Here is a 22,745-nt window from a genome sequence, read left to right as displayed (position 1 = left end):
CGGGTCAGGGATCGGGGGTGAAGCGGTAGCCCATTCCAGCCTCAGTGAGCAGATAGCGCGGATGCGCCGGGTCGGGTTCGAGCTTCTTGCGCAGCTGGGCGAGGTAAAGGCGCAGGTAGCCGGAGTCCGTCGTGTGGTGCGGTCCCCAGATGTCCGTCAGCAACGACTGCCGGGAGACGAGCTTCCCCGGGTTGCGCAGCAGGAACTCGAGGATGCGCCACTCGGTCGGGGTGAGCCGGATGGCCTCCGGCTTTCCGGGAGCGCCCCCGGAACCCGTGCCCGTGCGCACGACGCTCCGTGCCGAGAGGTCGACGGCGATCGTGCCGAGCATGATCACCGGTTCGGCTCCGGAGTCGACCGGGCCGAGCCTCCGGGTGAGCGCGCGGATCCTGGCGAGCAGTTCGTCGATGGAGAACGGCTTCGTGACGTAGTCGTCCGCTCCCGCGTCGAGAGCGTCGACCTTGTCGGCGGCGCCGCTGCGCCCTGAGACGACGAGGATCGGAATCTGGGTCCAGCCGCGCAGGCCCGCGATGACCTCGATCCCGTCGAGGTGCGGCATCCCGAGGTCGAGCATCACGAGGTCGGGATGCTCATGCGCTGCCGCGGCGAGGGCCTCAGCGCCGTCCCTGGCGGTCACGACGTCGTAGCCGCGCGCGCCGAGGGTGACCCGCAGCGCACGCAGGATCTGCGGGTCGTCGTCTGCGATCAGGATCTTCACTCAGGTCTCCTCCTCAGTGCCCGCGGCCGCGTCAGTGCCGGCTGTCTGGCCCGCCGGCGCTGCGGGGTCGAATGCAGGCAGAGCGATGACCATGGTCAGGCCGCCGCCCGGGGTGTCCTCTGCCTCGAGCCGACCGCCCATGCCCTCGGTGAAACCCTTCGCGAGCGCGAGGCCGAGGCCGAGGCCGGTCAGGTTGTCGGTGTCGCCGAGGCGTTGGAACGGAAGGAAGACCTCATCGCGCCGGTCGGCGGGAATACCGGGCCCGCGGTCCATGATCCGCAGTTCGACGACGCCGCCGAATTCGCTCGCCGCGACGAGCACGCGCCCACCCTTCGGTGAGAAGCGGATGCCGTTGGCCAGCACATTCACGACGACCCGCTGCAGGAGTCCGGCATCGGCGAGCATCGGCGGCAGCCCGGGAGGGAGTTCGAGTTCAACCGTGTCCGGCCCGACGCCGAGCTCATCGAGTGCGGGGAGCACGACGTCCGCAGCGTCGACGGGGCCCAGGGAGACCGCAAGGGCACCCGCCTGCACCCGGCTGACGTCGAGGAGGTTCGTGACGAGGCCTGCCAGCGACTCGAGACTCTCTTCGGCCGTCTCGAAGAGCTCCTCCCTGTCGGCGGGCGACAGCGTGAGCTCGGCCGAGCGCAACCCGCTGATAGCGGCGGTCGCAGCGGAGAGCGGTCGCCGCAGGTCGTGACCGACGGCGGCGAGAAGGGCGCTGCGCATCCGGTCGGCCTCGGCGAGCGGTCCGATCGCACTGGCCGTTTCTGCGAGGTCGCTGTGTTCGAGCGCGGCGTCGAGCTGGGTCGCGATCACGCCGAGCAGTCGTCGCTCGGACGCTGCGAGGTCGCGTCCGGAGAGCTCGAGGGTGCCCCGGGTTCCGACGGGGACCGTTGCGAGGGGGGTGTCCGGGCCGGCCTGAGCGGGCGAGCCGTCTGAGTACAACAGCTTCCCGCCCGCGAACAGGCGCACCCCGGTGAGGTTGAAGGCCTCGCGGATCCTGGCGACGAGCGCGGGAACGGCGTCCTCGCCGCGGAGCACGCTGCCGGCAACGGTGGCGAGGAGTTCTGACTCACCCGCGGCGCGCTGGGCGCTGCGGCTTCGTCGGGCGGCGAGGTCGACGACGTAGCTGACGACGCCCGCGTTGGCCAGGTACAGGACGAGCGCGAGGGCGTGCGCGGGTTCGGCGATCGTGACGGTGTATAGCGGGTTCACGAAGAAGTAGTCGAGGGTGAGCCCGGAGAGCAGCGCGGCGAACAGGGCAGGCCAGAGTCCTCCGACGAGGGCGACGACGATGACGAGGAGTTGGTAGCTGAGCACCTCGCTCGTGATCGATTCCTCGCTGTGGGTCGCCACGAGGAGCGCGGTGAGCAGCGGTCCGCCGACTACGGCGAAGCCGAGGCCGGCCAGCCGCCTGCGGAGGCTGAGTGCGCCGCCGATCCGAGGAAGGCGCATCCGCTCGCCCGCGGCGGAGTGCGTGACGACGTGCACGTCGATGTCCCCGGACTCCCTGACGACCGTCGTGCCGATTCCCGGCCCGCTGAAGGCCGCCTTGAGCCGGGTACGCCTGCTCACACCGATCACGAGCTGGGTCGCATTCGAGGCCCTGGCGAATTCGACGAGGGCGCTCGGGACGTCGTCGCCGACGAGCTGGTGGTAACTGCCGCCGAGTTTCTCAACGAGGGCCCGTTGGGCGGCGAGCGCGCCGGGGTGTGCGGAGCGGAGTCCGTCCTGGCTGATAACGTGCACGGCGAGGAGCTCGCCCCCGGCCGCCCGCCCGGCGATCCGTGCCCCGCGGCGCAGCAGCGTCTCGCCCTCCGGCCCGCCGGTGAGCGCGACGACGACACGTTCGCGGGCTTCCCACTTGCTGTCGATGCCGTGTTCGGCCCGGTAGCTCTTGAGTGCCGTGTCAACCTCGTCGGCGAGCCAGAGTAAAGCGAGCTCGCGCAGGGCGGTGAGGTTTCCGAGTCGGAAGTAATTCGACAGGGCGGCGTCGATCCGGGCCGCGGGATAGACGTGGCCCTCGGCGAGCCGGTCGCGCAGGGACTGCGGGGCGAGGTCGATCACCTCGACCTGATCCGCGGCCCGCAGCACGCCGTCCGGCAGGGTTTCGCGCTGGGGGACACCCGTGATCTGCTGCACGACGTCGTTGAGCGACTCGATGTGCTGGATGTTGACCGTCGAGATGACGTCGATGCCCGCGTCGAGGATGGACTGGACGTCCTGCCACCGTTTGTCGTGCGAGAGTCCGGGGGCGTTGGTGTGGGCGAGCTCGTCGACGAGTGCGATCGCGGGTGCGCGATCGAGAACAGCGTCCAGGTCGAGGTCGGTGAGTTCGATCCCGCGGTACCGCCGGACCAGGCGCGGCACGACCTCGAGTCCTTCGAGCATCGCGGCCGTCGCAGGGCGGTCGTGGGTTTCCACGACCGCGACGACGACATCCTTGCCCTCTGCGTGCAGCCGCCTGCCCTCTTCGAGCATGGCGTAGGTCTTGCCGACGCCCGGTGCGGCACCGAGCAGCACCCGCAGTCGACCGCGATTCATGTCACGCCTTTCAGCCCTGGCCGGGCAGCGCCTCGAGGGCGAGGTTCAGTTGGAGCACGTTGACGGTGGGTTCGCCGAGGAAACCAAGGTCCCGTCCCTGAATCCTAGACTCGACCAGGGCGCTGACCGTTCCGACCGGAAGGCCGCGGGCCGCGGAGACCCTGTTCACCTGGATCCGGGCGTACTCCGCGCTGATCTGGGGATCAAGACCCGACGCGGATGCCGTGAGCGCGTCAGCGGGGATCTGGGCGGCGGTCACGCCGTCGGATCCCTCGATTGCGGACTTCCGGTCGGCGATCGTGGCGATCAGGTCCGCGTTCTCCGGACCGAGGTTGCTGCCGCCGGAGGCCGCCGCATCATAGCCGTCGCCCGCTGCGGATGGCCGTGACTGGAACCACTCCGGAAGGGCCGCTCCCTGGGCATCCGTGAATGACTGGCCGATCAGCGACGAGCCGACCTCTCCGGAACCCCCGTGGATGAGGGAACCGTTGGCCTGGTTCGGCAGGGCGACCTGCCCGAAGGCCATGATCGCGAGGGGATAGGCGACACCGAGGATGACGGTGAAGACGAGTATGGCGCGAAGGGCGACGCCGTACTGGCGGGCCGAGCTGCGAGGGGAACTCATGGTGACGTTGTCCGTTTCCGTGGAAGTGAGATTTGGGAGAGGTCCGGCGGGTCAGAAACCGGGGAGCAGTGCGACGAAGAGGTCGACGAGCTTGATCCCGAGGAACGGTGCGATCACACCACCCAGGCCGTAGATCAGCAGGTTGCGGCTGAGCACGCTCGCGGCGGCGGCCGGACGATAGGTGACTCCGCGAAGCGCGAGCGGAATCAGTACGACGATGATGGTCGCGTTGAAGATTATGGCGGACAGGATCGCCGAGGCGGGCGAGTGCAGCTGCATCACGTTCAGCACGGCGAGGCCGGGGAAGACCCCTGCGAACATGGCCGGGATGATCGCGAAGTACTTGGCGATGTCGTTGGCGATCGAGAAGGTGGTGAGGGCGCCGCGGGTGATCAGAAGCTGTTTGCCGATTCGGACGATATCGATGAGCTTCGTCGGGTCAGAGTCGAGGTCGACCATGTTACCGGCCTCCTTCGCGGCGCTGGTGCCGGTGTTCATCGCAACCCCGACGTCGGCCTGGGCGAGAGCCGGTGCGTCGTTCGTTCCGTCTCCCGTCATGGCGACGAGATTGCCGCCCTCCTGCTCACGCCGGATGAGGGCGAGCTTGTCCTCGGGGGTGGCCTCGGCGAGGAAGTCGTCGACGCCGGCTTCCGCCGCGATCGTCTTGGCGGTCAGCGGGTTGTCGCCGGTCACCATGATCGTGCGGATGCCCATGCTTCGCAGCTCGGCGAATCGTTCGGCGATTCCCTCCTTGACGATGTCCTTGAGGTACACCACTCCCAGGATCCGCCGCGCCCCGGAGCCAGGGTCCGCCGCGCTGCCCGCGGCAACGACGAGCGGGGTGCCGCCCAGTTCTGAGATCCGTTCGACGGTTGCGTTCAGGTCGTCGAGGATCGTCGGCTCGACGTTCGTCGTTTCGCGCACCCAGGCGAGCACGGCGGAGCCGGCACCCTTGCGCACGAAGGAGCCGTCGGGCAGGTCGATCCCGCTCATCCTGGTCTGCGCCGTGAAGGGCACCACGACGGCGTCGAGGGTACCCGGATTCCCGAACCCGGTTTCGATCGCGAGGTCAACGATCGATTTACCCTCTGGGGTCGGGTCGCTCAGGGAGGACAGTGCGGCTGCGTCGATGAGTTCGTCTCTGTCGACCCCGGGGAGCGGGGTGAACTCCCGTGCCTGCCGGTTGCCATACGTGATCGTGCCGGTCTTGTCGAGGAGCAGGATTGTGACGTCGCCCGCCGCCTCGACTGCGCGTCCCGACATGGCCAGCACATTGCGCTGCACGAGCCGGTCCATTCCGGCGATGCCGATCGCGGAGAGCAGGGCGCCGATCGTGGTCGGGATCAGGCAGACGAGCAGCGCGACGAGGACGGGCAGGCTCACGGCGGCGGCGGAGTATCCCGCGATGGGGTTGAGGGTGAGGGTCACGACGAGGAACACGATCGACAGGCTCGCGAGCAGGATGTTGAGCGCGAGCTCGTTCGGGGTCTTCTGCCGGGAGGCGCCCTCGACGAGGGCGATCATACGGTCGACGAAGGTCTCGCCCGGCCTGCTCGTGATGCGGACGACGATCCGGTCCGAGAGCACCCGGGTGCCGCCGGTGACGGCGCTCCGGTCGCCGCCTGACTCACGAACGACGGGTGCGGATTCACCGGTGATCGCGGACTCGTCGATCGACGCGATGCCCCAGACGATGTCGCCGTCTCCGGGGACGAGCTCTCCGGCGGTCACGATCACGGTATCGCCCAGTGCCAGGTCGGCGGAGGAGACGGCGGAGACGGTGGCCCTTTCGACCGCCGCATCCGTTGCCTCGTCGTAGCCGGCCACGAGGTTGGCAGTCGTGCTGGTTCGGGTCTGGCGGAGGCTGTCGGCCTGCGCCTTGCCGCGGCCCTCGGCGACGGCTTCCGCCAGGTTCGCGAAGATCACGGTGAGCCAGAGCCAGAATGCGATGCCGACGGTGAAGCTCGCCGGTACATCGCCGCCGCCCGAACGGGCCGGTCCGCCGAGGAAGGGTTCGACGATCGCGAGCAGCGTGGTGAGCGCTGCACCGACCTCGACGATGAACATGACGGGGTTCCGCCACATCAGCCGGGGGTCGAGCTTGCGCGCAGCCATCGGGAGTGCAGAGACGAGCTGGGCGAGGTTGATCGCGCTCGATGCGCGTTTCCGCGGATGTTCTCCAGTGGGCGCTCGGCCCTCGCCCCGTGAAGAGGTGGATGCTTCGGTGACTGTCGACATGATTAGTGCTGCCCTTCCGTCGGGGAGTCCGGCGTGAGTGGTGACAAGGAGATGAACGGGGGAGCCTGGGTGCCGGAAGCGGTGGTCATGGCTACTGCAGCCCTTCCGCGAGCGGACCCAGCGCGAGCACCGGGAAGTACGTGAGCGCCGTGATGATGACCGTCACGCCGACGAGCAGCCCGACGAACTGCATGCGGTGGGTCGGCAGGGTGCCGCGCGTTGCCGGAACAGTGTCCTGGGCGGAGAGTGCGCCGGCGAGGGCGAGAACGAGGACGATCGGCAGGAAACGGCCGAGGAGCATGGCAACGCCCAGCGCCGTGTTGAACCACGGCGTGTTGGCGGTCAGTCCGGCGAAGGCGGAACCATTGTTGTTGGCCGCGGACGTGAAGGCGTAGAGAACTTCGGAGAGACCGTGCAGCCCGGGGTTCCAGATGGAGGTGCCCTCGACATCCGCTCGTACGGCGGGGATCGCAAAACTCAGTGCCGTTCCGGCGAGGACGAGGGTCGGGGTCACCAGGATGTAGAGACTGGCGATCTTGATCTCGCGCGGGCCGATCTTCTTGCCGAGGTATTCGGGTGTGCGGCCGACAAGCAGGCCAGCGATGAAGACCGTGATCACGGCGAGGATGAGCATTCCGTAGAGCCCGGACCCCGTGCCGCCCGGGGCGACCTCGCCGAGCATCATGTTGAGCATCGGCATCAGGCCCCCGAGGGCCGTGAAGGAGTCGTGCATCGAGTTCACTGCACCGGTCGAGGTGAGGGTCGACGCCGTCCCGAAGAGGGCGGAACCGAGGATCCCGAAGCGTTGTTCCTTGCCCTCCATGGCGCCACCCGCTGCGAGCGGGGCCGTTCCGGCGCCGCCGAGCTCGAAGAGGGTGAGCGCGGTGAGGGAGACCACGAAGATGGCGGCCATCGCGCCGAGAATGGCATAGCCCTGTCGTTTGTCGCCGACGATCGTGCCGAAGGTGCGGGGCAGGCTGAATGGGATCGCGAGCATGAGAACGATCTGGAACATGCTCGTCCACGCAGTCGGGTTTTCGAACGGATGCGCCGAGTTCGCGTTGAAGAATCCGCCGCCGTTCGTGCCGAGCATCTTGATCGCCTCCTGCGAGGCCACCGGCCCGCCCGGTATGGACTGGGTGGCGCCCGTGATGGTGGTGACGTCCGTGAAGCCGGTGAGGTTCTGGATGACGCCGCCGGCGAGGAGGACGAGCGCTGCGAGGATCGCCACCGGGAGCAGCAGGCGCAGCACCCCGCGGGTCAGGTCGACCCAGAAATTGCCGATCGTGCCGGTCCGGCGCTGGGCGAAACCGCGCACCAGGGCGATCGCCACGGCGATGCCGACCGCGGCGGATACGAAGTTCTGCACGGCGAGGCCGAGCATCTGCACCGAATAGCCCATGGTCACGTCGGGTGAATAGGACTGCCAGTTCGTGTTGGTCACGAACGAGACGGCCGTGTTGAACGACAGGCCCGACGGGATGGCCGGAAATCCCAGGGAATAGGGCAGCACCGCCTGGGCTCGCTGAATGACGTAGACGAAAAGCACGCCGATGAGGGAGAAGGCGAGCACGCTGCGCAGGTAGGACTGCCAGGTCTGCTGCGACCGGGGATTGACCCCGACCAGGCGATAGAAGCCGCGCTCGACCCTGAGGTCACGCGACGACTGGTAGAACGCCGCCATGTAGTCGCCCAGGGGGCGATAGATGAGGGCGAGGACAAGCGCAAGGGTGAGCGTCTGGAGAACGGCGAACCAGAGGTCCATCAGAACCTTTCCGGCTTCACGAGCGCGAGCACGAGGTAGGCCAGGGCCGCGACGGCGAGGAGGGCGCCGAGCAGGTCGAAGACGATCACAGTTTCTCGACTCCCTTGGCCACGAGGCCGATCACGGCGAACACGGCGATCACGCCGAGAACGTAGACGATGTCAAGCACGAGGTCGGGCACAGGAGAACTCCATCCACACGGTGACCGCGCCGGTACAGGCGCGGGTATCCCGGGGTCGGAACCGGGGTACTCCACAGGATTACGTCGGATTCGGGGCGAAGAATGGGGTCCTCACGGTATCCATACGGCGCACCGGCGGAACCTAACAGTTTCTCTGCGCTGCTGCGCGCTTCTCTGCAGTGTGCGCCGTCGCTCGCAGCAGCGAGGGCCGTCGGCGCGCGCTGGCAGAATGGAAAGCGTGTACATACTGGTCGGTCGAAGGGGAAGCGGGGAGTTCCTCGTCGAGGTCCTGAACGCCGGTGGTGTGACGGTCGGTGCCGCGCGCCCGGTGTCGGTGGACGACTTCCCCGGCTATGTGCTCCAGGAGGAACCCGGGTCGCCGCGCTGGGTCTGGGAGGACACCGCGAGCATCTACCCGGTCCTGCTCGAGGCCGGCGTCCGCGTCGAACGTGCCCACGACCTGCGGCTCTGCCACGCGATCCTGCGCCACTCCGTCCTCACCGCCGCGAGCGACCTCGCGACGGCGGAACCGAGCCGGTGGGATGCCGCCCTCGCCATTATCGCGGAGACCCGCGATCCCGGTGCCACGCTTTTCGAACTGCTCGGAGAGGACATCGATCCCGCCGGTGAAGCGGACGCGGGATTCACGGACGCCGGTGCCGAGTTCCGGCGCCAGCTCACGGCCGTCGCGGAGAGCGAGGAGCCGGGACGGCTGCGCCTGCTGCTCGCCGCGGAATCCGCCGGCGCTCTCATCGCCGCCGAGATGCGCTTCGCCGGACTGCCCTGGCGCACCGACGTCCACGACGAGCTGCTGACCAGGGTCCTCGGGCCGAGGGTCGGCCCCGGGATCCGGCCGGCGCTCCTCGAAAAACTGGTCGGACGCATCCGCCTGGCACTCGGCGACCCCCTCGTCAACCCGGACTCCCCGCCCGAGCTCACCCGCGCCCTTCGCCGGGCCGGACTCACCGTGACCTCGACCCGGGCGTGGGAACTCAAGGAGCTCGACCATCCCGTGATCGAGCCCCTACTCGAGTACAAGAAGCTCGCCCGGCTGCTGAGCGCCAACGGATGGTACTGGATGGACACCTGGATCGTCGACGGCCGCTTCCACCCGGAGTACCTGCCGGGCGGGGTCGTGACCGGCCGGTGGGCGACCCGCGGCGGGGGAGCGCTGCAACTGCCCAAGCAGGTGCGCGGTGCGGTTGTCGCGGATTCGGGCTGGAAGCTCGTCGTCGCGGATGCCGCCCAACTGGAACCGCGCATCCTCGCGGCGCTCTCGAGCGACACGGCCATGGCGGATGCCGGCCGCGGCACAGACCTCTACGCCGGCATCGTCGCGAGCGGCGTCGTTGAGACCCGCGCCCACGCCAAGGTGGCCATGCTCGGCGCGATGTACGGCGCGACGACGGGGGAGAGCGGGCGGTTGCTGCCCCGGCTCGCGCGAGCGTATCCGCGGGCACTCGCGTTGACCGAGACCGCCGCGCGCGCAGGCGAACGCGGCGACCAGGTCACGACCAGGCTGGGCCGGTCCTCGCCGCCTCCCGGAGAAGAGTGGTATGCCGCGCAGTCCCTGGCTTCGTCGGAGGGAGCCGGCGAGGCCGATGAGCGGCGGGCGCGCACCCAGGCCAGGGACTGGGGTCGCTTCACGCGCAACTTCGTGGTGCAGGGGAGCGCGGCCGAGTGGGCGTTGTGCTGGATGGCCGAAATCCGGCGGGAACTCCGGAAACTGACGTCTGAAGTCGGCGCAGAGGCTGGATCCGGGTTGGAGCCCCGGTCTCCTTCCGGGTCTCCTTCCAGGTCTCGTTTCGGCCGGGGCGGTGTCGTGTTCGCCGATATTCCGCACCTGGTGTTCTTCCTCCACGACGAGGTCATCGTGCATACCCCCGAGCATCTGGCGGCCAGGGTCGCGACCATTATCGAAGATGCCGCAGCCACGGCGGGGAGGCACCTGTTCGGCACCTTTCCGGTCGACTTCCTGCTGACCGTCGCCACCGTCGACAACTACGGCGACGCGAAATAGCGCCCGCCGCGGCAATAAACCCGGACCCGTGACCGTTGCACTGAAGACACTCACACGACGGGATGACGCAGGCATGACACAGCAGGCAGAGCAGGGCAGCACAGATCAGGACCGGACAGACGCCGCACTCGCACGGCTCGCCGAATTTCGGGACGGACGCACCCGCGCGGTCGTCGGCCCGCGCGGCAACCTCGCCCTCGTGAACACCCAGTGGATCACCGGTGATCCCGCTGTCGGCCAGCCGGTCTGGGGCGTCCCCGGGCTGTGGGCGCCGGTCCCCGCGGGGGTGTCCGGACTCGCACTGACGGTGGCAGCGAGCGAGGGGATCACCGTCGACGGTGACGTGGTCGATGGATCGGTGCTCGTGGCCGGACTCGACGCGATGCAGCCCTCGAGCATCCGCTTCAGCGACACGCTCACGGGAACGGTGATCGCCGGCGAAGACGGCGGGTATGCCCTCCGGGTCTGGGACGCCGCCTCCGAGGGAATCCGCGACTTCGGCCGGATCGATGCGTTCCCCTACGCTCCGAACTGGGTGGTCGAGGCGAGGTTCACGCCGATCCCTGGGCGGCGCGAGGTCAGCATCGCTCACCTGCAGGATGAGGGACGGACCCGCCAGCGCGCCCTGCCCGGCGAGATCACCTTCACCAGGGACGGCATCGACTACAACCTCGTGGCCTTCGAGGACGGGCCGAGCCTGCTCCTCGTGTTCGCCGACGCGACCAACGGGGTCAGCACCTACAGCGTCGGCCGATTCCTGCGCGTCTCACCGGAGGGCGACGGCACGATTCGCCTCGACTTCAACCGGGCCTACCTGCCGCCGTGCGCCTTCAGCTACAACTTCAACTGCCCGATCGCCCCTGCCCAGAACCGACTCACCATCCCGATCGAGGCCGGCGAGCGCATGGTCCTGGCCGCAGACGGCACGCCGCTGCACGACTGAACAGGGGAGACACCGGATGCCGCGGTGCCAGCGATGCGGGAAAGCTCCTGACGTGGTGTCGGACGATTTCGGCTTCGCTCAGCGGGGGTTCGGACATTCGGGTTCGGTGTCGGCTTCGCTCAGAACGGTGTCGGGTCGTCGGGGTCTTCGGGTGTGGGCTCGAGGTTCCAGACATCCACGAACGGGGCCGGCGGTTTCGATTCGGGTTTCGGTTTCCGCGGCGGTCTCATGTCCGCTGAGGGTTCCACGCTGTAGCTGTACCCGGCCGGTGAGGTCCACTCGATGCGACCATCGCCGAGGTGTTTCGGCGACCACCTCGTGTAGCTCTTCACCGCGTGGTGATAGGGGCAGAGATGGGCGAGGTTCATCGCGTCCGTCTCACCGCCGTGCTGCCACTCCACGCTGTGATCCAGGTCTGACCGCTTCGCGGAGCGCCGGCACCCGGGGAAGGTGGAGGTCTCATCCCGCACCTCGAGCCACTTCTTGAGCGCTGCTGGCGGTTTATAGGTGTCGCGTCCCATGGAGAGCACGACCCCGGTTTCCGGGTGGGTGAGGAGCCGGGTGAAGCTCGGCGCCCCGGCCGCGAGACGCCGGGCGGTGTCGGGGTCGATGGGTCCGTACCCGGCCAGGTACCCGGGTTCCTCGCTCGTGCCCAGCAAGGTCAGCACGGGAACGGTGACGTTGACCTGCGCGGCCACCCCGGCACCGAGACCGTCCGGGGTGACCCCGCTGAGCAGCACGTCGGTGAGCACGTCTGCCGCCAGCTGGGTCAGGGTGCGGGTTTCCTCCGGCCCTGCAGGCAGAGCGCCGTGTCGAGGGTGCGGTGGTAGGCGGCCTGCACCTTCTCAGCGTCCCCGGTCACAGACAACGACGCCATCCCGTCGTTGAGGGCCTGGAACACCACGTGCCGGTCTTCGACACTCTTCTGGTGCCTCGCGGTGATGGTTTCCGGGTGGGTGCGTTCCCGCACCCGCCGGGCCCGGTCGGACAGCTTCGCGACGGTGAGCACTTCCGCGTCGGGCACGAGGACGTTCTCGAACACGGCGCGGGCCCGCGCGGCCGCCACCGGGTCATCATCCATTCGGATGCCCCAGGCCTGTTCCATGATCACCTGCGCGTGCCGGTAACTGATCGCCCCGGAGGTCAGGGCTTCGCGTGTTGCGGGGAGGTCTTCGGCGAGGGTGCGGCTGGCTTCGATCAGGGTCTCCGCCGTGCGCCGCGGGAGCCGGAGCAGGGCGCCGACCTCGCAGGTGAACTCCTCCTTCGTGGCTTCTTCCGGCGACCACGGCGGGCGCGGGCCCCCGGCGCGAACCGCGGCTTCCGCGCGGGCCCGGCCGACATCGGCCAGCACCCGCTGCCCGGCATAGATCGCGGCCGCCCGGCGAGCGGCGGCCCGGTTCATCTCCCGGTCCGCCTCCCGGATCGCGTCATACACCTCGGGCAGGGACGGCTCCACCAGGCTGAGGTGCCGGGGGTTGAGGGAGGTCTCAGGAGGGTTGTCGGGCGGGGCCCCGGGCGGGGGTTCCGCCGTGTTTTCCGCCGTGCTTTCCGCGTGAACTTCTGAGGGTTCTTCAGCTGTCATACCGGTCACTCTACGGAGGACCACCGACATTCCAGCGGCATCCGCACGCCAACAGATCACCTGTGGATAACCCGGTCAAAGCAGATTTCTGTGGACAACTTCTCCCCAAGCGGGAGTGTTGATCGAGCTACGCCGCCACCACCGCCGGCCGCCGGCCGCGTCGTGGCTTCTGAAGATTGAGACCGTGCCCGAACTCGCCTGGGGCGGCGGCCAGTGTGCGCTCCGTGCTCTCGAGCCAGGCCAGTGCCGCGGTCGCGAGGGCATGCCGCGCACCCGCGCCGAGCAGGTCCTGCCCGGCACCCGGCCGCAGCTCTCCGCGGTGCACCCCGGCGACTGTGGAGTCGCATCCTGCGGCGGGACCGGAGTCCGCAAGGTCGGACTCCCAGTGCCTGCGATGGCGGGCGATGATGCCGAGAACGTCCGCATCAGGGAGTGACGACGCGAGCAGCACCCGGTCGACGAGGTCGTTCCACTCCTCGCCGACGGCGCTCTCCGTCCCGGTCAGCCAGGCAGATGCTTCACTCAGTCCGGACGAGGTCGCCCGGTACAGGGGGAGTCCGTCATCAGTGGTCCCTGCAGATTCCACAACTCCCTGTTTCACGAGACGCTCGAGAGTGCCGTAGACCTGGCCGGCATTCACGTTCCGGCGACCGGCCGTACGGGAACTGAGTTCAGCGTGAAGCTGGAATCCGTATGCCGGACCGATCGACAGGATCACAAGCAGACAACTGCGTACCGACACCGGGCCTCCGAAGCGAGAGATAACTATACCGAGTATAGCGAACCGCTTCACGGGAAAACGCGCGGGAACCGGTTGAAACGGTGGGATCAAATAACCCGATCTTCCTTGAATACCCACAGGCGGCTGAGGCATAATCCAAGGAGACGGTAGCAATTCCGTCGTAGCGACAAGTTCACACTCGCTTGCATCGTATCGAATCCGCAGTTCTGAGGTCGTTGGGGAAGACGCACCTCACAGAACGGAGAAAATCGATGACAGCAATTCCTGCGCGCCGGCCACCAACTGCGCGAGGGGTGCTTTTGGTGCATTCGTCGCCACGGGCACTCAGCCCGCACGTGGAGTGGGCGGTCGGTCGCGCCCTCGGCCAGGCCGTCAACTTCGACTGGTCCGATCAGCCGGTGCTCACGGGCTCCCAGCGCGCCGAATATCACTGGGAGGGCGCCCCAGGGACCGGCGCGTGCCTCGCATCCGCGCTGCTCGGATGGGACCACTTGCGCTTCGAAGTGACCGAGGACGCCGGGTTCGGCGTCGATGGCGGGCGGTGGCTGCACACGCCGGAGCTCGGCATCTTCTTCGCTCAGACCGACACCGTCGGGAACATCGTGATCCCGGAAGACCGGATTCGCTACGCCATGGAGTCCGCCGGCGCGAACGTCCTCGAACTGCATCGCGAACTGCGCCTCGCCCTCGGTCAGGCCTGGGACGACGAACTCGAACCCTTCAGGCACGCGAGCGACTTCAACTCTGTGGTCTGGCTCCACAAGGTCGGCTGAAAGCCCTGATTCGCACAAGGCCCGGGGAAAGAGACACCTGCGGAAACGAGAACAGGCGGAAACGAGAACAGGCCCGACCCCGAGGGGCCGAGCCTGTTGCTGATCGACGTCCGAAGGGACCGCGCTTGTCGACTAAACCGAGCGGAAGGCCACGACGGCGTTGTGGCCGCCGAATCCGAACGAGTTGCTGATCGCGAGCAGGTTGCCGGCGGGGAGGGTCCGCGGAGAGGTCACGACGTCGAGCGGGATCGCCGGGTCCTGTTCGACGAGGTTGATCGTCGGCGGGGCCGTCCGCGTCGAGAGCGCCATCACGGTGAAGAACGCCTCGATCGCTCCTGCACCACCGAGCAGGTGCCCGGTGGATGCCTTCGTCGCGGAAACGGGGATGCCCTCGAGCAGGTCGCCGAACACACGACGGAGTGCGTTGTACTCAGCGATGTCCCCGACAGGCGTGCTCGTCGCATGCGCATTGATGTGGGCGACATCACTGAGGTCGGCACCCGCGTTGCGGATGGCGGTGACCATGGCTCGGGCGGCCGCTGAGCCCTCCGGGTCGGGAGCCGTGATGTGGTACGCGTCACTCGTGACGGCACCGCCGAGCAGTTCGGCATAAATGCGCGCACCGCGGGCCTTGGCGTGCTCTTCGGTTTCGACGACGAGTGCTGCTGCACCCTCGCCGAGCACGAAGCCGTCGCGTGACACGTCGTACGGGCGTGAGGCATGGGCCGGGTCGTCGTTCCGCTTGGACAACGCCTGCATCGCCGCAAATGACGCGATCGGTAGCGGGTGGATCGCGGCTTCCGAGCCACCGGCGATGACGACGTCCGCGCGGCCGGCCTGCAGCCGGTCATAGGCGTTGACGAGGGATTCCGTGCTCGACGCGCACGCGGAGACGACGGTCGTGATGCCGGCGCGGGCGTGCAGGTCCATGCCGATTGCTGCGGCGGGCCCGTTCGGCATCAGCATCGGGACGGTCATCGGCAGCACGCGGCGTGGGCCGCGTTCGCGCAGGGTGTCCCAGGCGTCGAGGAGGGTCCACACGCCGCCGATGCCGGTGGCCCAGTCGACGGCGAGCCGGTCGGCTTCGACCTCGGGAGATCCGGCATCCGCCCAGGCCTCGCGGCCGGCGATCAGCGCGAACTGGCTCGAGGGGTCGAGACGCTTGATCTCGTGCCTCGCGAGGACCTCGCTGGAGGGGACTCTCGCCTGCGCGGCGAAGGTGATCGGCAGCTGGGTGCGTGCGACCCATTCCTGCTCGAGGGTTGTGGCGCCGGACTCGCCGTTCAACAGCGCAGCCCAGGTCTCGGCGGCAGTGCCTCCGAGAGGGGAGGTCGCACCGATTCCGGTGATAACGATCTTCTTGGTCATATGCAACTCTCCGTGGTACATCAAAACGGCGGGCGGAGCCCACAGACCAGGCCGATCGGCAATGCCGGCCGGCCTGGTCTCGTTAGTTTTAGTCCTGGGCCTTGACGATGAAGTCGACGGCGTCGCCGACGGTCTTAAGGTTCTTGACCTCTTCGTCGGGGATCTTCACGTCGAACTTCTCTTCTGCGTTGACGACAATGGTCATCATCGAGATGGAATCGATGTCGAGGTCGTCGGTGAACGACTTACCCATCTCAACCGTGTCAGCCGCAATGCCGGTCTCATCATTGATGAGCTCAGCGAGGCCGGACAGTACTTCTTCGGTGGACAATGCCATTTTTTTCTCCTTGGGGTGTCTCGTATGACCGAGATTCAGTTTAGAGGCGGTACGGGAAAACTACGGGAGCACGACGACCTGCGCGCCGAACACCAGTCCGGCTCCGAAGCCGATCTGCAGGGCGAGACCGCCACTGAGCTCAGGGTGTTCGGCAAGCAGGGTGTGCGTGGCGAGCGGGATCGATGCCGAGGAGGTGTTCCCCGTTGTGGCGATATCGCGCGCGATGACGACGGACTCCGGGAGCTTGAGCAGCTTCGCGAACTCGTCGATGATGCGCATGTTGGCCTGGTGAGGGATGAAGGCCGCGAGGTCCGCACTGGTCACTCCGGCGGCCTCGAGGGCCTGCTTGGCGACCTTGGCCATGTCCCAGACCGCCCAGCGGAAGACCGTCTGGCCCTCCTGGCGGAGTGTGGGCCACTCGGATTCACCGCGGTGGTATTCCTGCAGGGTGTGATTCATCTGGATCGCGCCGGCCTTGGAACCGTCGGACCCCCAGACGGTGCTCGAGATACCGGGGTAGTCGCTCGGGCCGATCACGACGGCGCCTGCGCCGTCGCCGAGGAGGAACGAGATGCTGCGGTCGGTCGGGTCCACGAGGTCGGAGAGCTTTTCGGCCCCGACGACGAGCGCGTAGTGCGCGACACCGGTGCGGATGAGGGCGTCGGCCTGGGCTACGGCATATGCGTAACCGGCACAGGCGGCGTTGATGTCGTACGCGGCGGCCGGGTTGGCGCCGACCTTGTCGGCGAGGACGGCGGCCATCGACGGGGTCTGGCGGCCGTTGCTGATGGTGGCGACGATGACGGCGTCGATCAGGGTCGGGTCGATGCCGGACTTCTCGATGGCCTCGGTGGCGGCAACGACGGCGAGGTCGACGGCCTCGATGCCCTGGCTGGCCCGGACGCGGCTGATGATGCCGGTACGCTGCTGGATCCACTCGTCGGACGAGTCGATCGGACCGACCAAGTCGTCGTTGGGAACGGTCAGGTCACCGCGGGCGGCACCGACTGACAGGATGCGCGTGAACGCGGGGCCGTGCGACTGCTGGAGTGTCGGCTTGGTCATGGTCTCTTTCCGTCGGGCTTACTGCTGGTCGATCAGTGCGAACGCGGCGGGCAGATCGTCCGGGGTCTTGATCGCGACGCTGGGTACGCCTTTGAGTGCACGCTTCGCAAGGCCGACGAGGGCGCCGGCTGGCGCGATCTCGATGATTCCGGTTACGCCGGCGGCCTCGAAAGACTGCATGCACATGTCCCACCGTACCGGCGAGGAGACCTGGTCGACGAGATATCCGACGAACCGCGCGCCGTCGGCGACCTGGCTGCCGTCCCGGTTCGTCCAGATCGGCAGGGCCGGGTTCGAGGGGGTGAGACGCGCGGCGACCGCGGCGAGCGAGGCGACGGCAGGCTGCATATACCGCGTGTGGAATGCGCCGGCGACCTGAAGGGGGATGACACGCGAACGGGCAGGGGGAGCGGCGGAGAGACGGGCGAGTGCGTCGATCGCACCGGCTACGACGACCTGGCCACCGCCGTTGAAGTTGGCCGGTTCGAGGCCGAGTTCGGTGAGGAGCGTGAGAAGTTCGGCTTCGTCGCCGCCGAGCACGGCGCTCATCCCGGACGGTTCGAGGGCTGCGGCCTCCGCCATCGCCGCGCCTCGTTCGCGCACAAACCCGAGGGCATCGGCATCGTTCAGGATGCCGGCCCCGGCTGCGGCGGTGATCTCGCCGACCGAGTGCCCCGCGATCCCCGCGATGCGGTCGCCGCGGCCGGCGGCGAAGAGCGCCCGCATGGTGAGGATTCCGGCCGCAACGATCAGTGGTTGGGCGACGGCCGTATCACGGATGGTGTCGGCGTCACTGACCGTGCCATGGGTGACAAGGTCGAGTCCGCTCGCGGCGGACATCGCGTCGAGTCCGGCGGCGAAGGCGGGATCTTCAAGCCAGGGAACGAGGAAACCAGGGGTTTGCGAGCCCTGTCCGGGACAGACGACAACAATCATTCCCCTAGTCTCCCAAGCTCAATTCGCCGCGGAGTGTCGATGATCGACCAAGTATCCGGAAAACGTTTGTGTCTTCCCGCAGAAACAGGTCAAACGAGGGGTGTCAGCGTCGGCGGGTGGAGCCGTCATGGTCGCTGATCGAGCCGAGGATGAGCGCGGACTGCAGGATGAGCGCCTCACGGGCGCCCGTCGCGTCGTAGCCGATGACCTCGGAGACACGCTTCAGTCGGTAGCGCACGGTGTTGGGGTGAACAAAGAGTTCCCTGGCTGTCGCTTCGAGCGAGCGGCCGTTGTCGAGGTAGCACCACAGCGTCGTGAGCAGTTCGGTCGAGTGAGCCTGGAGTGGCCGGTAGATGCGGTGGATGAGGGTGGCGCGGGCGAGCGGGTCGCCTGCGAGCGCACGCTCCGGGAGCAGGTCGTCCGCCTGGACAGGGCGCGGCGCGTTCCGCCACGACCGGGCGACGGCGAAGCCGGCCAGGGCCGCCTTCGCGCTCTTGGAGGCGTCGACGAGGTTCGGCACTTCGTGTCCGAGCACGAGGTGCCCTGCACCGAAGCTCGGTTCCAGTTGCACCGCGATCTCCATGAACGTCAGGGCGGATGCCGTCCCTACGGTGTCCTCGGAGTCCGCTGAGGCGGGGTGCGCGCGACCGATCACGAGAACAAGCCGGTTTCCCTGCACCCCGATCAGCACGTCGGCGGCCATGTGCCGCGCTGAGCGGCGCAGCTGGTCGACATCGAGCATCTTCGGGGTGGTGCCGACGAGCACGCAGACCTCGCCGTGGCCGTGCCAGCCGAGTGCGGCGATCCGGCTCGGCAGTTCGTCGTCGTACTCGCCGCTGAGGATCGAGTCGACCACGAGGGCCTCGAGCCGCACGTCCCAGAGCCCGCGTGCCTCGGCGGCGCGCGCGTAGACATCCGCAGCCCCGAAGGCGATCTCGCGGGAGTAGAGCAGGATCGCCTCGCGGAGGATCTCGCCGCCGTCCTTGACGCGTTCCTCGACGACCTCGACGGAGACCCGGATGAGCTGGAGGGTCTGCTGCAGGCTCACCGAGCGCAACAGCTCCCGCGGGGCGGCACCGAAAACGTCCGCCGCGATCCACGGAGTGGATTTCGGGTCGTCGAACCACGCGATGAAGGACGTGATGCCCGCCTGGGCGACCAGCCCGACCGAGGACCGCCGTCCTGGCGGCATATCGCCGTACCAGGGCAGCGTGTCCTCGAGTCGTTTCAGGGTCGCCGTGGACAGCTCCCCTGAGATGGTGCGCAACCAGGCGAGCGTCTGCTCCTTCGTCTTCGGTGCCGGGGCCACAGTCGGGTTAGCTCTCGCCCCCGGCGGAACCCGTTGTGCCAGCGGTCACGTCGTGCAGCTGGTACTTCTCGATGGCCTGCCCGACCACCGCCCTGTCGATCTCGCCGCGACGGGCGAGCATCTCGAGGGTTCGGACGACCATGGACGGTCCGTCGATCTTGAAGAACCGACGGGCGGCAGGGCGGGTGTCCGAGAAGCCGAAGCCGTCCGCGCCGAGGGTGGCGAAATCGCCGGGGATGAACTGGCGGATCTGGTCGGGCACGGCGTGCATGAAGTCGCTGACCGCGATGAACGGGCCGGCCGCTCCGGCGAGCTTCTTCGTGACGTACGGCACCTGCGGGCCCTGGTCGGGGTTGAGGAAGTTATGCTCCTCCGCACGCATGCCGTCGCGGCGCAGTTCGGCCCATGACGTGACGGACCAGACATCGGCCGAGACTCCCCAGTCGGAGGCGAGCAGGGCTTGCGCCTCGAGCGCCCACGGCACGGCGACACCGGAGGCCAGGAGCTGCGCCTTCGGTCCGGTGATCTGGGAGTGGTTGATCCGGTGGATGCCGTGCACGATGCCGTCGACGTCGACCTCGTCGGGCTCGGCCGGCTGCACGGCCGGCTCGTTGTACACGGTGATGTAGTACATGACGTTCGGGTCGTCGTGCAGGCCGCCGTACATCCGCTCGAGACCGGAACGCACGATGTGCGCGATCTCGTAGCCGTACGCCGGGTCGTATGACACGACGGCGGGGTTGGTGGATGCGAGGAGCGGCGAGTGGCCGTCGGCGTGCTGCAGTCCCTCACCGGTCAGGGTGGTGCGACCCGCGGTGGCTCCGATCATGAAGCCGCGGGCCATCTGGTCCCCGGCGGCCCACATGGCGTCGCCGGTGCGCTGGAATCCGAACATCGAGTAGAACACGTAGATCGGGATGAGCGGCTCGCCCTGGGTGGCGTAAGAGGTTCCGACGTTCGTGAACGCGGCCATCGCACCGGCCTCGTTGATGCCGACGTGCAGGATCTGGCCCTGCGGGCTCTCCTTGTACGCGAGCAGCTGGGCGTGGTCGACGGACGTGTACTGCTGGCCGTTCGGGTTGTAAATCTTGGCGTTCGGGAAGAACGCGTCGATTCCGAAGGTGCGGGCCTCGTCGGGGATGATCGGGACGATGCGGTTGCCGAAGTCCTTGGCTCGCAAGAGCTCCTTGAGCAAACGGACGAACGCCATCGTCGTGGCGATCTCCTGGGTGCCGGAGCCCTTCAGGGTAGGCGCATACGTCGAGTCCTGCGGAAGGTTGACCTGGGTGTACTTGCTCCGGCGTTCCGGCACATAGCCGCCGAGAGCGCGGCGGCGCTCGTGCAGGTACTGGATCGCCTCGTCGTTCTCGTCCGGACGGTAGTACGGGGGCAGGTAGGGGTTCTCCTCGAGCTGGGCATCCGTGATCGGCATGTGGGTGCTGTCACGGAAGGTCTTCAGGTTCTCGAGGGTGAACTTCTTCATCTGGTGGGTCGCGTTGCGACCTTCGAAGCTCGGGCCGAGGGCGTAGCCCTTGACGGTCTTCGCGAGGATGACGGTCGGCTGGCCCTTGTGCTCTGACGCGGCCTTGAACGCTGCGTAGACCTTGCGGTAGTCGTGGCCGCCACGCTTGAGGTTCCAGATCTCATCGTCGGTGTAGCCCTCGACGAGCTTCAGGGCGCGCGGGTCGCGGCCGAAGAAGTTCTCGCGCACGTATGCGCCGCTCTCGGCCTTGTACGTCTGGTAATCGCCGTCGGGGGTGACGTTCATCAGGTTGAGCAGGGCGCCGTCGACGTCGCGGGACAGGAGGTCGTCCCACTCGCGGCCCCAGACGACCTTGATGACGTTCCAGCCGGCACCGCGGAAGAAGCTCTCGAGCTCCTGGATGATCTTTCCGTTTCCGCGGACCGGTCCGTCGAGGCGCTGCAGGTTGCAGTTGATGATGAAGTTGAGGTTGTCGAGACCCTCGTTCGCGGCGACCTGGAGCTGGCCGCGGCTTTCGACCTCGTCCATCTCACCGTCGCCGAGGAACGCCCAGACCTGCTGGTCGCTGGCGTCCTTGATTCCGCGGTTGGTGAGGTACCGGTTGGTCTGCGCCTGGTAGATGGCGTTGATCGGGCCGAGGCCCATCGACACGGTCGGGAACTGCCAGAACTCCGGCATCAGGCGCGGGTGCGGGTAGGACGACAATCCCTGCGGCGCGTGCGACTTCTCCTGGCGGAAGCCGTCGAGCTGGTTCGCGCTCAGGCGGCCCTCGAGGAATGCCCGGGCGTAGGTGCCGGGGGAGGCGTGGCCCTGGATGAAGATCTGGTCTCCGCCGCCCGGGTGGTCCTGGCCGCGGAAGAAGTGGTTGAAGCCGACCTCGTAAAGGGCGGCGGAAGAGGCGTATGTCGAGATGTGTCCGCCGACGGAGATCCCGGGTCGCTGTGCGCGGTGCACGAGCACGGCTGCGTTCCAGCGGATCCACGCGCGGTAGCGGCGCTCGATGTCTTCGTCGCCGGGGAAGTCCGGCTCGTTTCCGGCCGCGATCGTGTTGATGTAGTCGGTGGTGGGCACCATGGGGACGCCCAGGTGCAGTTCCTTGGATCGTTTGAGCAGGCTCAGCATGATCTCGCGGCCGCGTTCGTGTCCCTGGGCGGCCACGAGTGCGTCCAGAGATTCGGACCACTCTTTCGTCTCTTCCGGATCCGCATCCGTGCTGTTCACCGAGTATGGGTCCTGGTCGTTGACAGTCACAGTCGACCTCTCTCTATCGGGCAGGTCGTGTGATACGCGACCGTGCCTGGTTAGGCGTGCCGCAAAGCGGTCCCTGTGGACCGCTGGCACCACGCCAGCCTACAGATTCCAGCTGTGTGTCGCGCACGCGCGGCCGGTACGCGACGAACGCTGTCAGCGAAAGAATTGTCTAGGTTTCCCCCATCCCCGGGGCTAGGCTGTTCCGGCGCTTGCCACTGGTGGCTGACGCAGGAAAGGACGCACTATGGCTCTGGAGAATGACACCCAGGCACCCGACTTCGAATTGGTCAACCAGTACGGCGAGCACATCCAGCTCAGCCAGTATCGCGGTGACAAGTCGGTGGCGTTGGTGTTCTTCCCTCTCGCGTTCTCAGGAATCTGCAGTGGCGAGTTGTGCACCCTGCGCGACAACCTGAGCCTGTTCGAGAACAGTGGTGTTGAACTCCTGGGTATTTCGGTGGATTCCCGGCACGCGCTGCGCGCCTGGGGAGAGCAGGAGAACTACGGATTCAACCTCCTCGCCGACTTCTGGCCGCATGGAGCCGTCGCCAAGGAATACGGCGTCTTCCTCGAGGAGAAGGGTTTCTCGAACCGCGCAACCTTCCTGATCGACCCGGACGGCATCATCCGTGCGAGCTTCATCACGGCTCCGGGCGAGGCGCGTTCGCTCGAGGCCTACCGTGCCGCGATCGGCGAACTCCAGCCCGCGTGACCCGATCGCCGCTCCCACCGGTATAGTGGTGTCGGTTCAACCCCGGCGGAAGTCGATGCGCAGGGGCCTTTAGCTCAGTTGGTAGAGCGCCACGTTTACACCGTGGATGTCATCGGTTCGAGCCCGGTAGGGCCCACGAGTAGGTCAGCA

19 protein-coding genes and 1 tRNA gene are annotated in these 22,745 nt (G+C 67.6%); 5 read left to right on the top strand and 15 right to left on the bottom strand.

What is annotated here, in order from left to right; translation table 11 throughout:
• Positions 1-4: 4 nt before the first annotated feature.
• The 6 genes from RCH22_RS07080 to RCH22_RS07055 all read right to left on the bottom strand — a co-directional run bounded on the left by RCH22_RS07080 (position 5) and on the right by RCH22_RS07055 (position 7,982).
• The gene (locus RCH22_RS07080) at positions 5-718 is read right to left on the bottom strand and encodes a response regulator (RefSeq protein ID WP_327013351.1); all 714 of its coding nucleotides are present in this window, start codon (positions 716-718) and stop codon (positions 5-7) included.
• Positions 719-3,265, bottom strand: a complete 2,547-nt coding sequence (locus RCH22_RS07075) for a DUF4118 domain-containing protein (protein WP_327013350.1) — start codon at positions 3,263-3,265, stop codon at positions 719-721.
• Between the two features lie 10 nt (positions 3,266-3,275).
• Positions 3,276-3,890, bottom strand: coding sequence for a potassium-transporting ATPase subunit KdpC (gene kdpC, locus RCH22_RS07070; protein ID WP_327013349.1), 615 nt, complete (start codon positions 3,888-3,890; stop codon positions 3,276-3,278).
• 51 nt (positions 3,891-3,941) lie between these two features.
• The gene (gene kdpB, locus RCH22_RS07065; protein WP_327013348.1) at positions 3,942-6,128 is read right to left on the bottom strand and encodes a potassium-transporting ATPase subunit KdpB; all 2,187 of its coding nucleotides are present in this window, start codon (positions 6,126-6,128) and stop codon (positions 3,942-3,944) included.
• Positions 6,129-6,219: 91 nt separating this feature from the next.
• A complete protein-coding gene (gene kdpA, locus RCH22_RS07060; RefSeq protein WP_327013347.1) occupies positions 6,220-7,893 on the bottom strand; it encodes a potassium-transporting ATPase subunit KdpA in 1,674 nt (557 codons plus the stop codon).
• On the bottom strand, positions 7,893-7,982 hold the full coding sequence (locus RCH22_RS07055; RefSeq protein ID WP_134446468.1) for a potassium-transporting ATPase subunit F: 90 nt from the start codon (positions 7,980-7,982) through the stop codon (positions 7,893-7,895). Before RCH22_RS07055 ends, kdpA begins: the two co-directional genes overlap by 1 nt.
• Positions 7,983-8,312: 330 nt before the next feature.
• On the opposite strand from RCH22_RS07055, the gene RCH22_RS07050 reads away from it, so the two are divergent.
• Both RCH22_RS07050 and RCH22_RS07045 read left to right on the top strand, forming a co-directional pair.
• Positions 8,313-10,094 (top strand): bifunctional 3'-5' exonuclease/DNA polymerase, encoded by a 1,782-nt coding sequence (locus RCH22_RS07050; protein WP_327013346.1) that lies wholly within the window; start codon positions 8,313-8,315, stop codon positions 10,092-10,094.
• A 73-nt stretch (positions 10,095-10,167) separates the two neighbouring features.
• Positions 10,168-11,037, top strand: a complete 870-nt coding sequence (locus tag RCH22_RS07045; protein WP_327013345.1) for a DUF1684 domain-containing protein — start codon at positions 10,168-10,170, stop codon at positions 11,035-11,037.
• A 119-nt stretch (positions 11,038-11,156) separates the two neighbouring features.
• On the opposite strand, the gene RCH22_RS07040 is transcribed toward RCH22_RS07045, so the two are convergent.
• The 3 genes from RCH22_RS07040 to RCH22_RS07030 all read right to left on the bottom strand — a co-directional run bounded on the left by RCH22_RS07040 (position 11,157) and on the right by RCH22_RS07030 (position 13,361).
• Positions 11,157-11,789 carry an HNH endonuclease signature motif containing protein gene (locus RCH22_RS07040; protein WP_327013344.1) on the bottom strand — a complete coding sequence of 211 codons (633 nt, stop codon included), beginning with the start codon at positions 11,787-11,789 and terminating at the stop codon, positions 11,157-11,159.
• 17 nt (positions 11,790-11,806) lie between these two features.
• On the bottom strand, positions 11,807-12,619 hold the full coding sequence (locus RCH22_RS07035; RefSeq protein WP_327013343.1) for a DUF222 domain-containing protein: 813 nt from the start codon (positions 12,617-12,619) through the stop codon (positions 11,807-11,809).
• 127 nt (positions 12,620-12,746) lie between these two features.
• Positions 12,747-13,361, bottom strand: a complete 615-nt coding sequence (locus RCH22_RS07030) for a PadR family transcriptional regulator (protein WP_327013342.1) — start codon at positions 13,359-13,361, stop codon at positions 12,747-12,749.
• A gap of 251 nt (positions 13,362-13,612) precedes the next feature.
• Here RCH22_RS07030 and RCH22_RS07025 point away from each other — a divergent pair, with 251 nt between their 5' ends.
• Positions 13,613-14,134, top strand: coding sequence for a DUF3145 domain-containing protein (locus tag RCH22_RS07025; protein ID WP_327013341.1), 522 nt, complete (start codon positions 13,613-13,615; stop codon positions 14,132-14,134).
• A gap of 132 nt (positions 14,135-14,266) precedes the next feature.
• Here the strand turns inward: RCH22_RS07025 and RCH22_RS07020 are convergent, their stop codons facing one another.
• From RCH22_RS07020 to aceE, 6 genes are all read right to left on the bottom strand, one after another.
• Positions 14,267-15,502, bottom strand: coding sequence for a beta-ketoacyl-[acyl-carrier-protein] synthase family protein (locus RCH22_RS07020; protein ID WP_327013340.1), 1,236 nt, complete (start codon positions 15,500-15,502; stop codon positions 14,267-14,269).
• A gap of 88 nt (positions 15,503-15,590) precedes the next feature.
• Positions 15,591-15,839, bottom strand: a complete 249-nt coding sequence (locus RCH22_RS07015; RefSeq protein ID WP_134446473.1) for an acyl carrier protein — start codon at positions 15,837-15,839, stop codon at positions 15,591-15,593.
• Positions 15,840-15,899: 60 nt separating this feature from the next.
• Positions 15,900-16,904 carry a beta-ketoacyl-ACP synthase III gene (locus tag RCH22_RS07010; protein ID WP_327013339.1) on the bottom strand — a complete coding sequence of 335 codons (1,005 nt, stop codon included), beginning with the start codon at positions 16,902-16,904 and terminating at the stop codon, positions 15,900-15,902.
• Positions 16,905-16,922: 18 nt separating this feature from the next.
• Positions 16,923-17,840, bottom strand: coding sequence for an ACP S-malonyltransferase (locus RCH22_RS07005; protein WP_327013338.1), 918 nt, complete (start codon positions 17,838-17,840; stop codon positions 16,923-16,925).
• 103 nt (positions 17,841-17,943) lie between these two features.
• A complete protein-coding gene (locus tag RCH22_RS07000; protein WP_134446476.1) occupies positions 17,944-19,149 on the bottom strand; it encodes a CdaR family transcriptional regulator in 1,206 nt (401 codons plus the stop codon).
• A 7-nt stretch (positions 19,150-19,156) separates the two neighbouring features.
• On the bottom strand, positions 19,157-21,883 hold the full coding sequence (gene aceE / locus RCH22_RS06995; protein WP_327013337.1) for a pyruvate dehydrogenase (acetyl-transferring), homodimeric type: 2,727 nt from the start codon (positions 21,881-21,883) through the stop codon (positions 19,157-19,159).
• Between the two features lie 244 nt (positions 21,884-22,127).
• Between aceE and RCH22_RS06990 the strand changes: the two genes are divergently transcribed.
• On the top strand, positions 22,128-22,595 hold the full coding sequence (locus RCH22_RS06990) for a peroxiredoxin (RefSeq protein ID WP_327013336.1): 468 nt from the start codon (positions 22,128-22,130) through the stop codon (positions 22,593-22,595).
• A gap of 63 nt (positions 22,596-22,658) precedes the next feature.
• Positions 22,659-22,731: transfer RNA gene (locus RCH22_RS06985), tRNA-Val, on the top strand.
• Positions 22,732-22,745: the final 14 nt, after the last annotated feature.

Origin of the sequence: Cryobacterium sp. GrIS_2_6 (genome assembly GCF_035984545.1) — a bacterium.
GTDB lineage: Bacteria > Actinomycetota > Actinomycetes > Actinomycetales > Microbacteriaceae > Cryobacterium.
This window is presented reverse-complemented; position numbering and strand designations above follow the sequence as displayed.

What these genes read in the sequence shown, in the direction of transcription:
- RCH22_RS07075 (WP_327013350.1), bottom strand. Translation starts at nt 3,265, where the DNA reads ATGAATCGCGGTCGACTGCGGGTGCTGCTCGGTGCCGCACCGGGCGTC.
- kdpC (WP_327013349.1), bottom strand. Translation starts at nt 3,890, where the DNA reads ATGAGTTCCCCTCGCAGCTCGGCCCGCCAGTACGGCGTCGCCCTTCGC.
- kdpB (WP_327013348.1), bottom strand. Translation starts at nt 6,128, where the DNA reads ATGTCGACAGTCACCGAAGCATCCACCTCTTCACGGGGCGAGGGCCGA.
- kdpA (WP_327013347.1), bottom strand. Translation starts at nt 7,893, where the DNA reads ATGGACCTCTGGTTCGCCGTTCTCCAGACGCTCACCCTTGCGCTTGTC.
- RCH22_RS07045 (WP_327013345.1), top strand. Translation starts at nt 10,168, where the DNA reads ATGACACAGCAGGCAGAGCAGGGCAGCACAGATCAGGACCGGACAGAC.
- RCH22_RS07035 (WP_327013343.1), bottom strand. Translation starts at nt 12,619, where the DNA reads ATGACAGCTGAAGAACCCTCAGAAGTTCACGCGGAAAGCACGGCGGAA.
- RCH22_RS07025 (WP_327013341.1), top strand. Translation starts at nt 13,613, where the DNA reads ATGACAGCAATTCCTGCGCGCCGGCCACCAACTGCGCGAGGGGTGCTT.
- RCH22_RS07020 (WP_327013340.1), bottom strand. Translation starts at nt 15,502, where the DNA reads ATGACCAAGAAGATCGTTATCACCGGAATCGGTGCGACCTCCCCTCTC.
- RCH22_RS07015 (WP_134446473.1), bottom strand. Translation starts at nt 15,839, where the DNA reads ATGGCATTGTCCACCGAAGAAGTACTGTCCGGCCTCGCTGAGCTCATC.
- RCH22_RS07010 (WP_327013339.1), bottom strand. Translation starts at nt 16,904, where the DNA reads ATGACCAAGCCGACACTCCAGCAGTCGCACGGCCCCGCGTTCACGCGC.
- RCH22_RS07005 (WP_327013338.1), bottom strand. Translation starts at nt 17,840, where the DNA reads ATGATTGTTGTCGTCTGTCCCGGACAGGGCTCGCAAACCCCTGGTTTC.
- RCH22_RS06990 (WP_327013336.1), top strand. Translation starts at nt 22,128, where the DNA reads ATGGCTCTGGAGAATGACACCCAGGCACCCGACTTCGAATTGGTCAAC.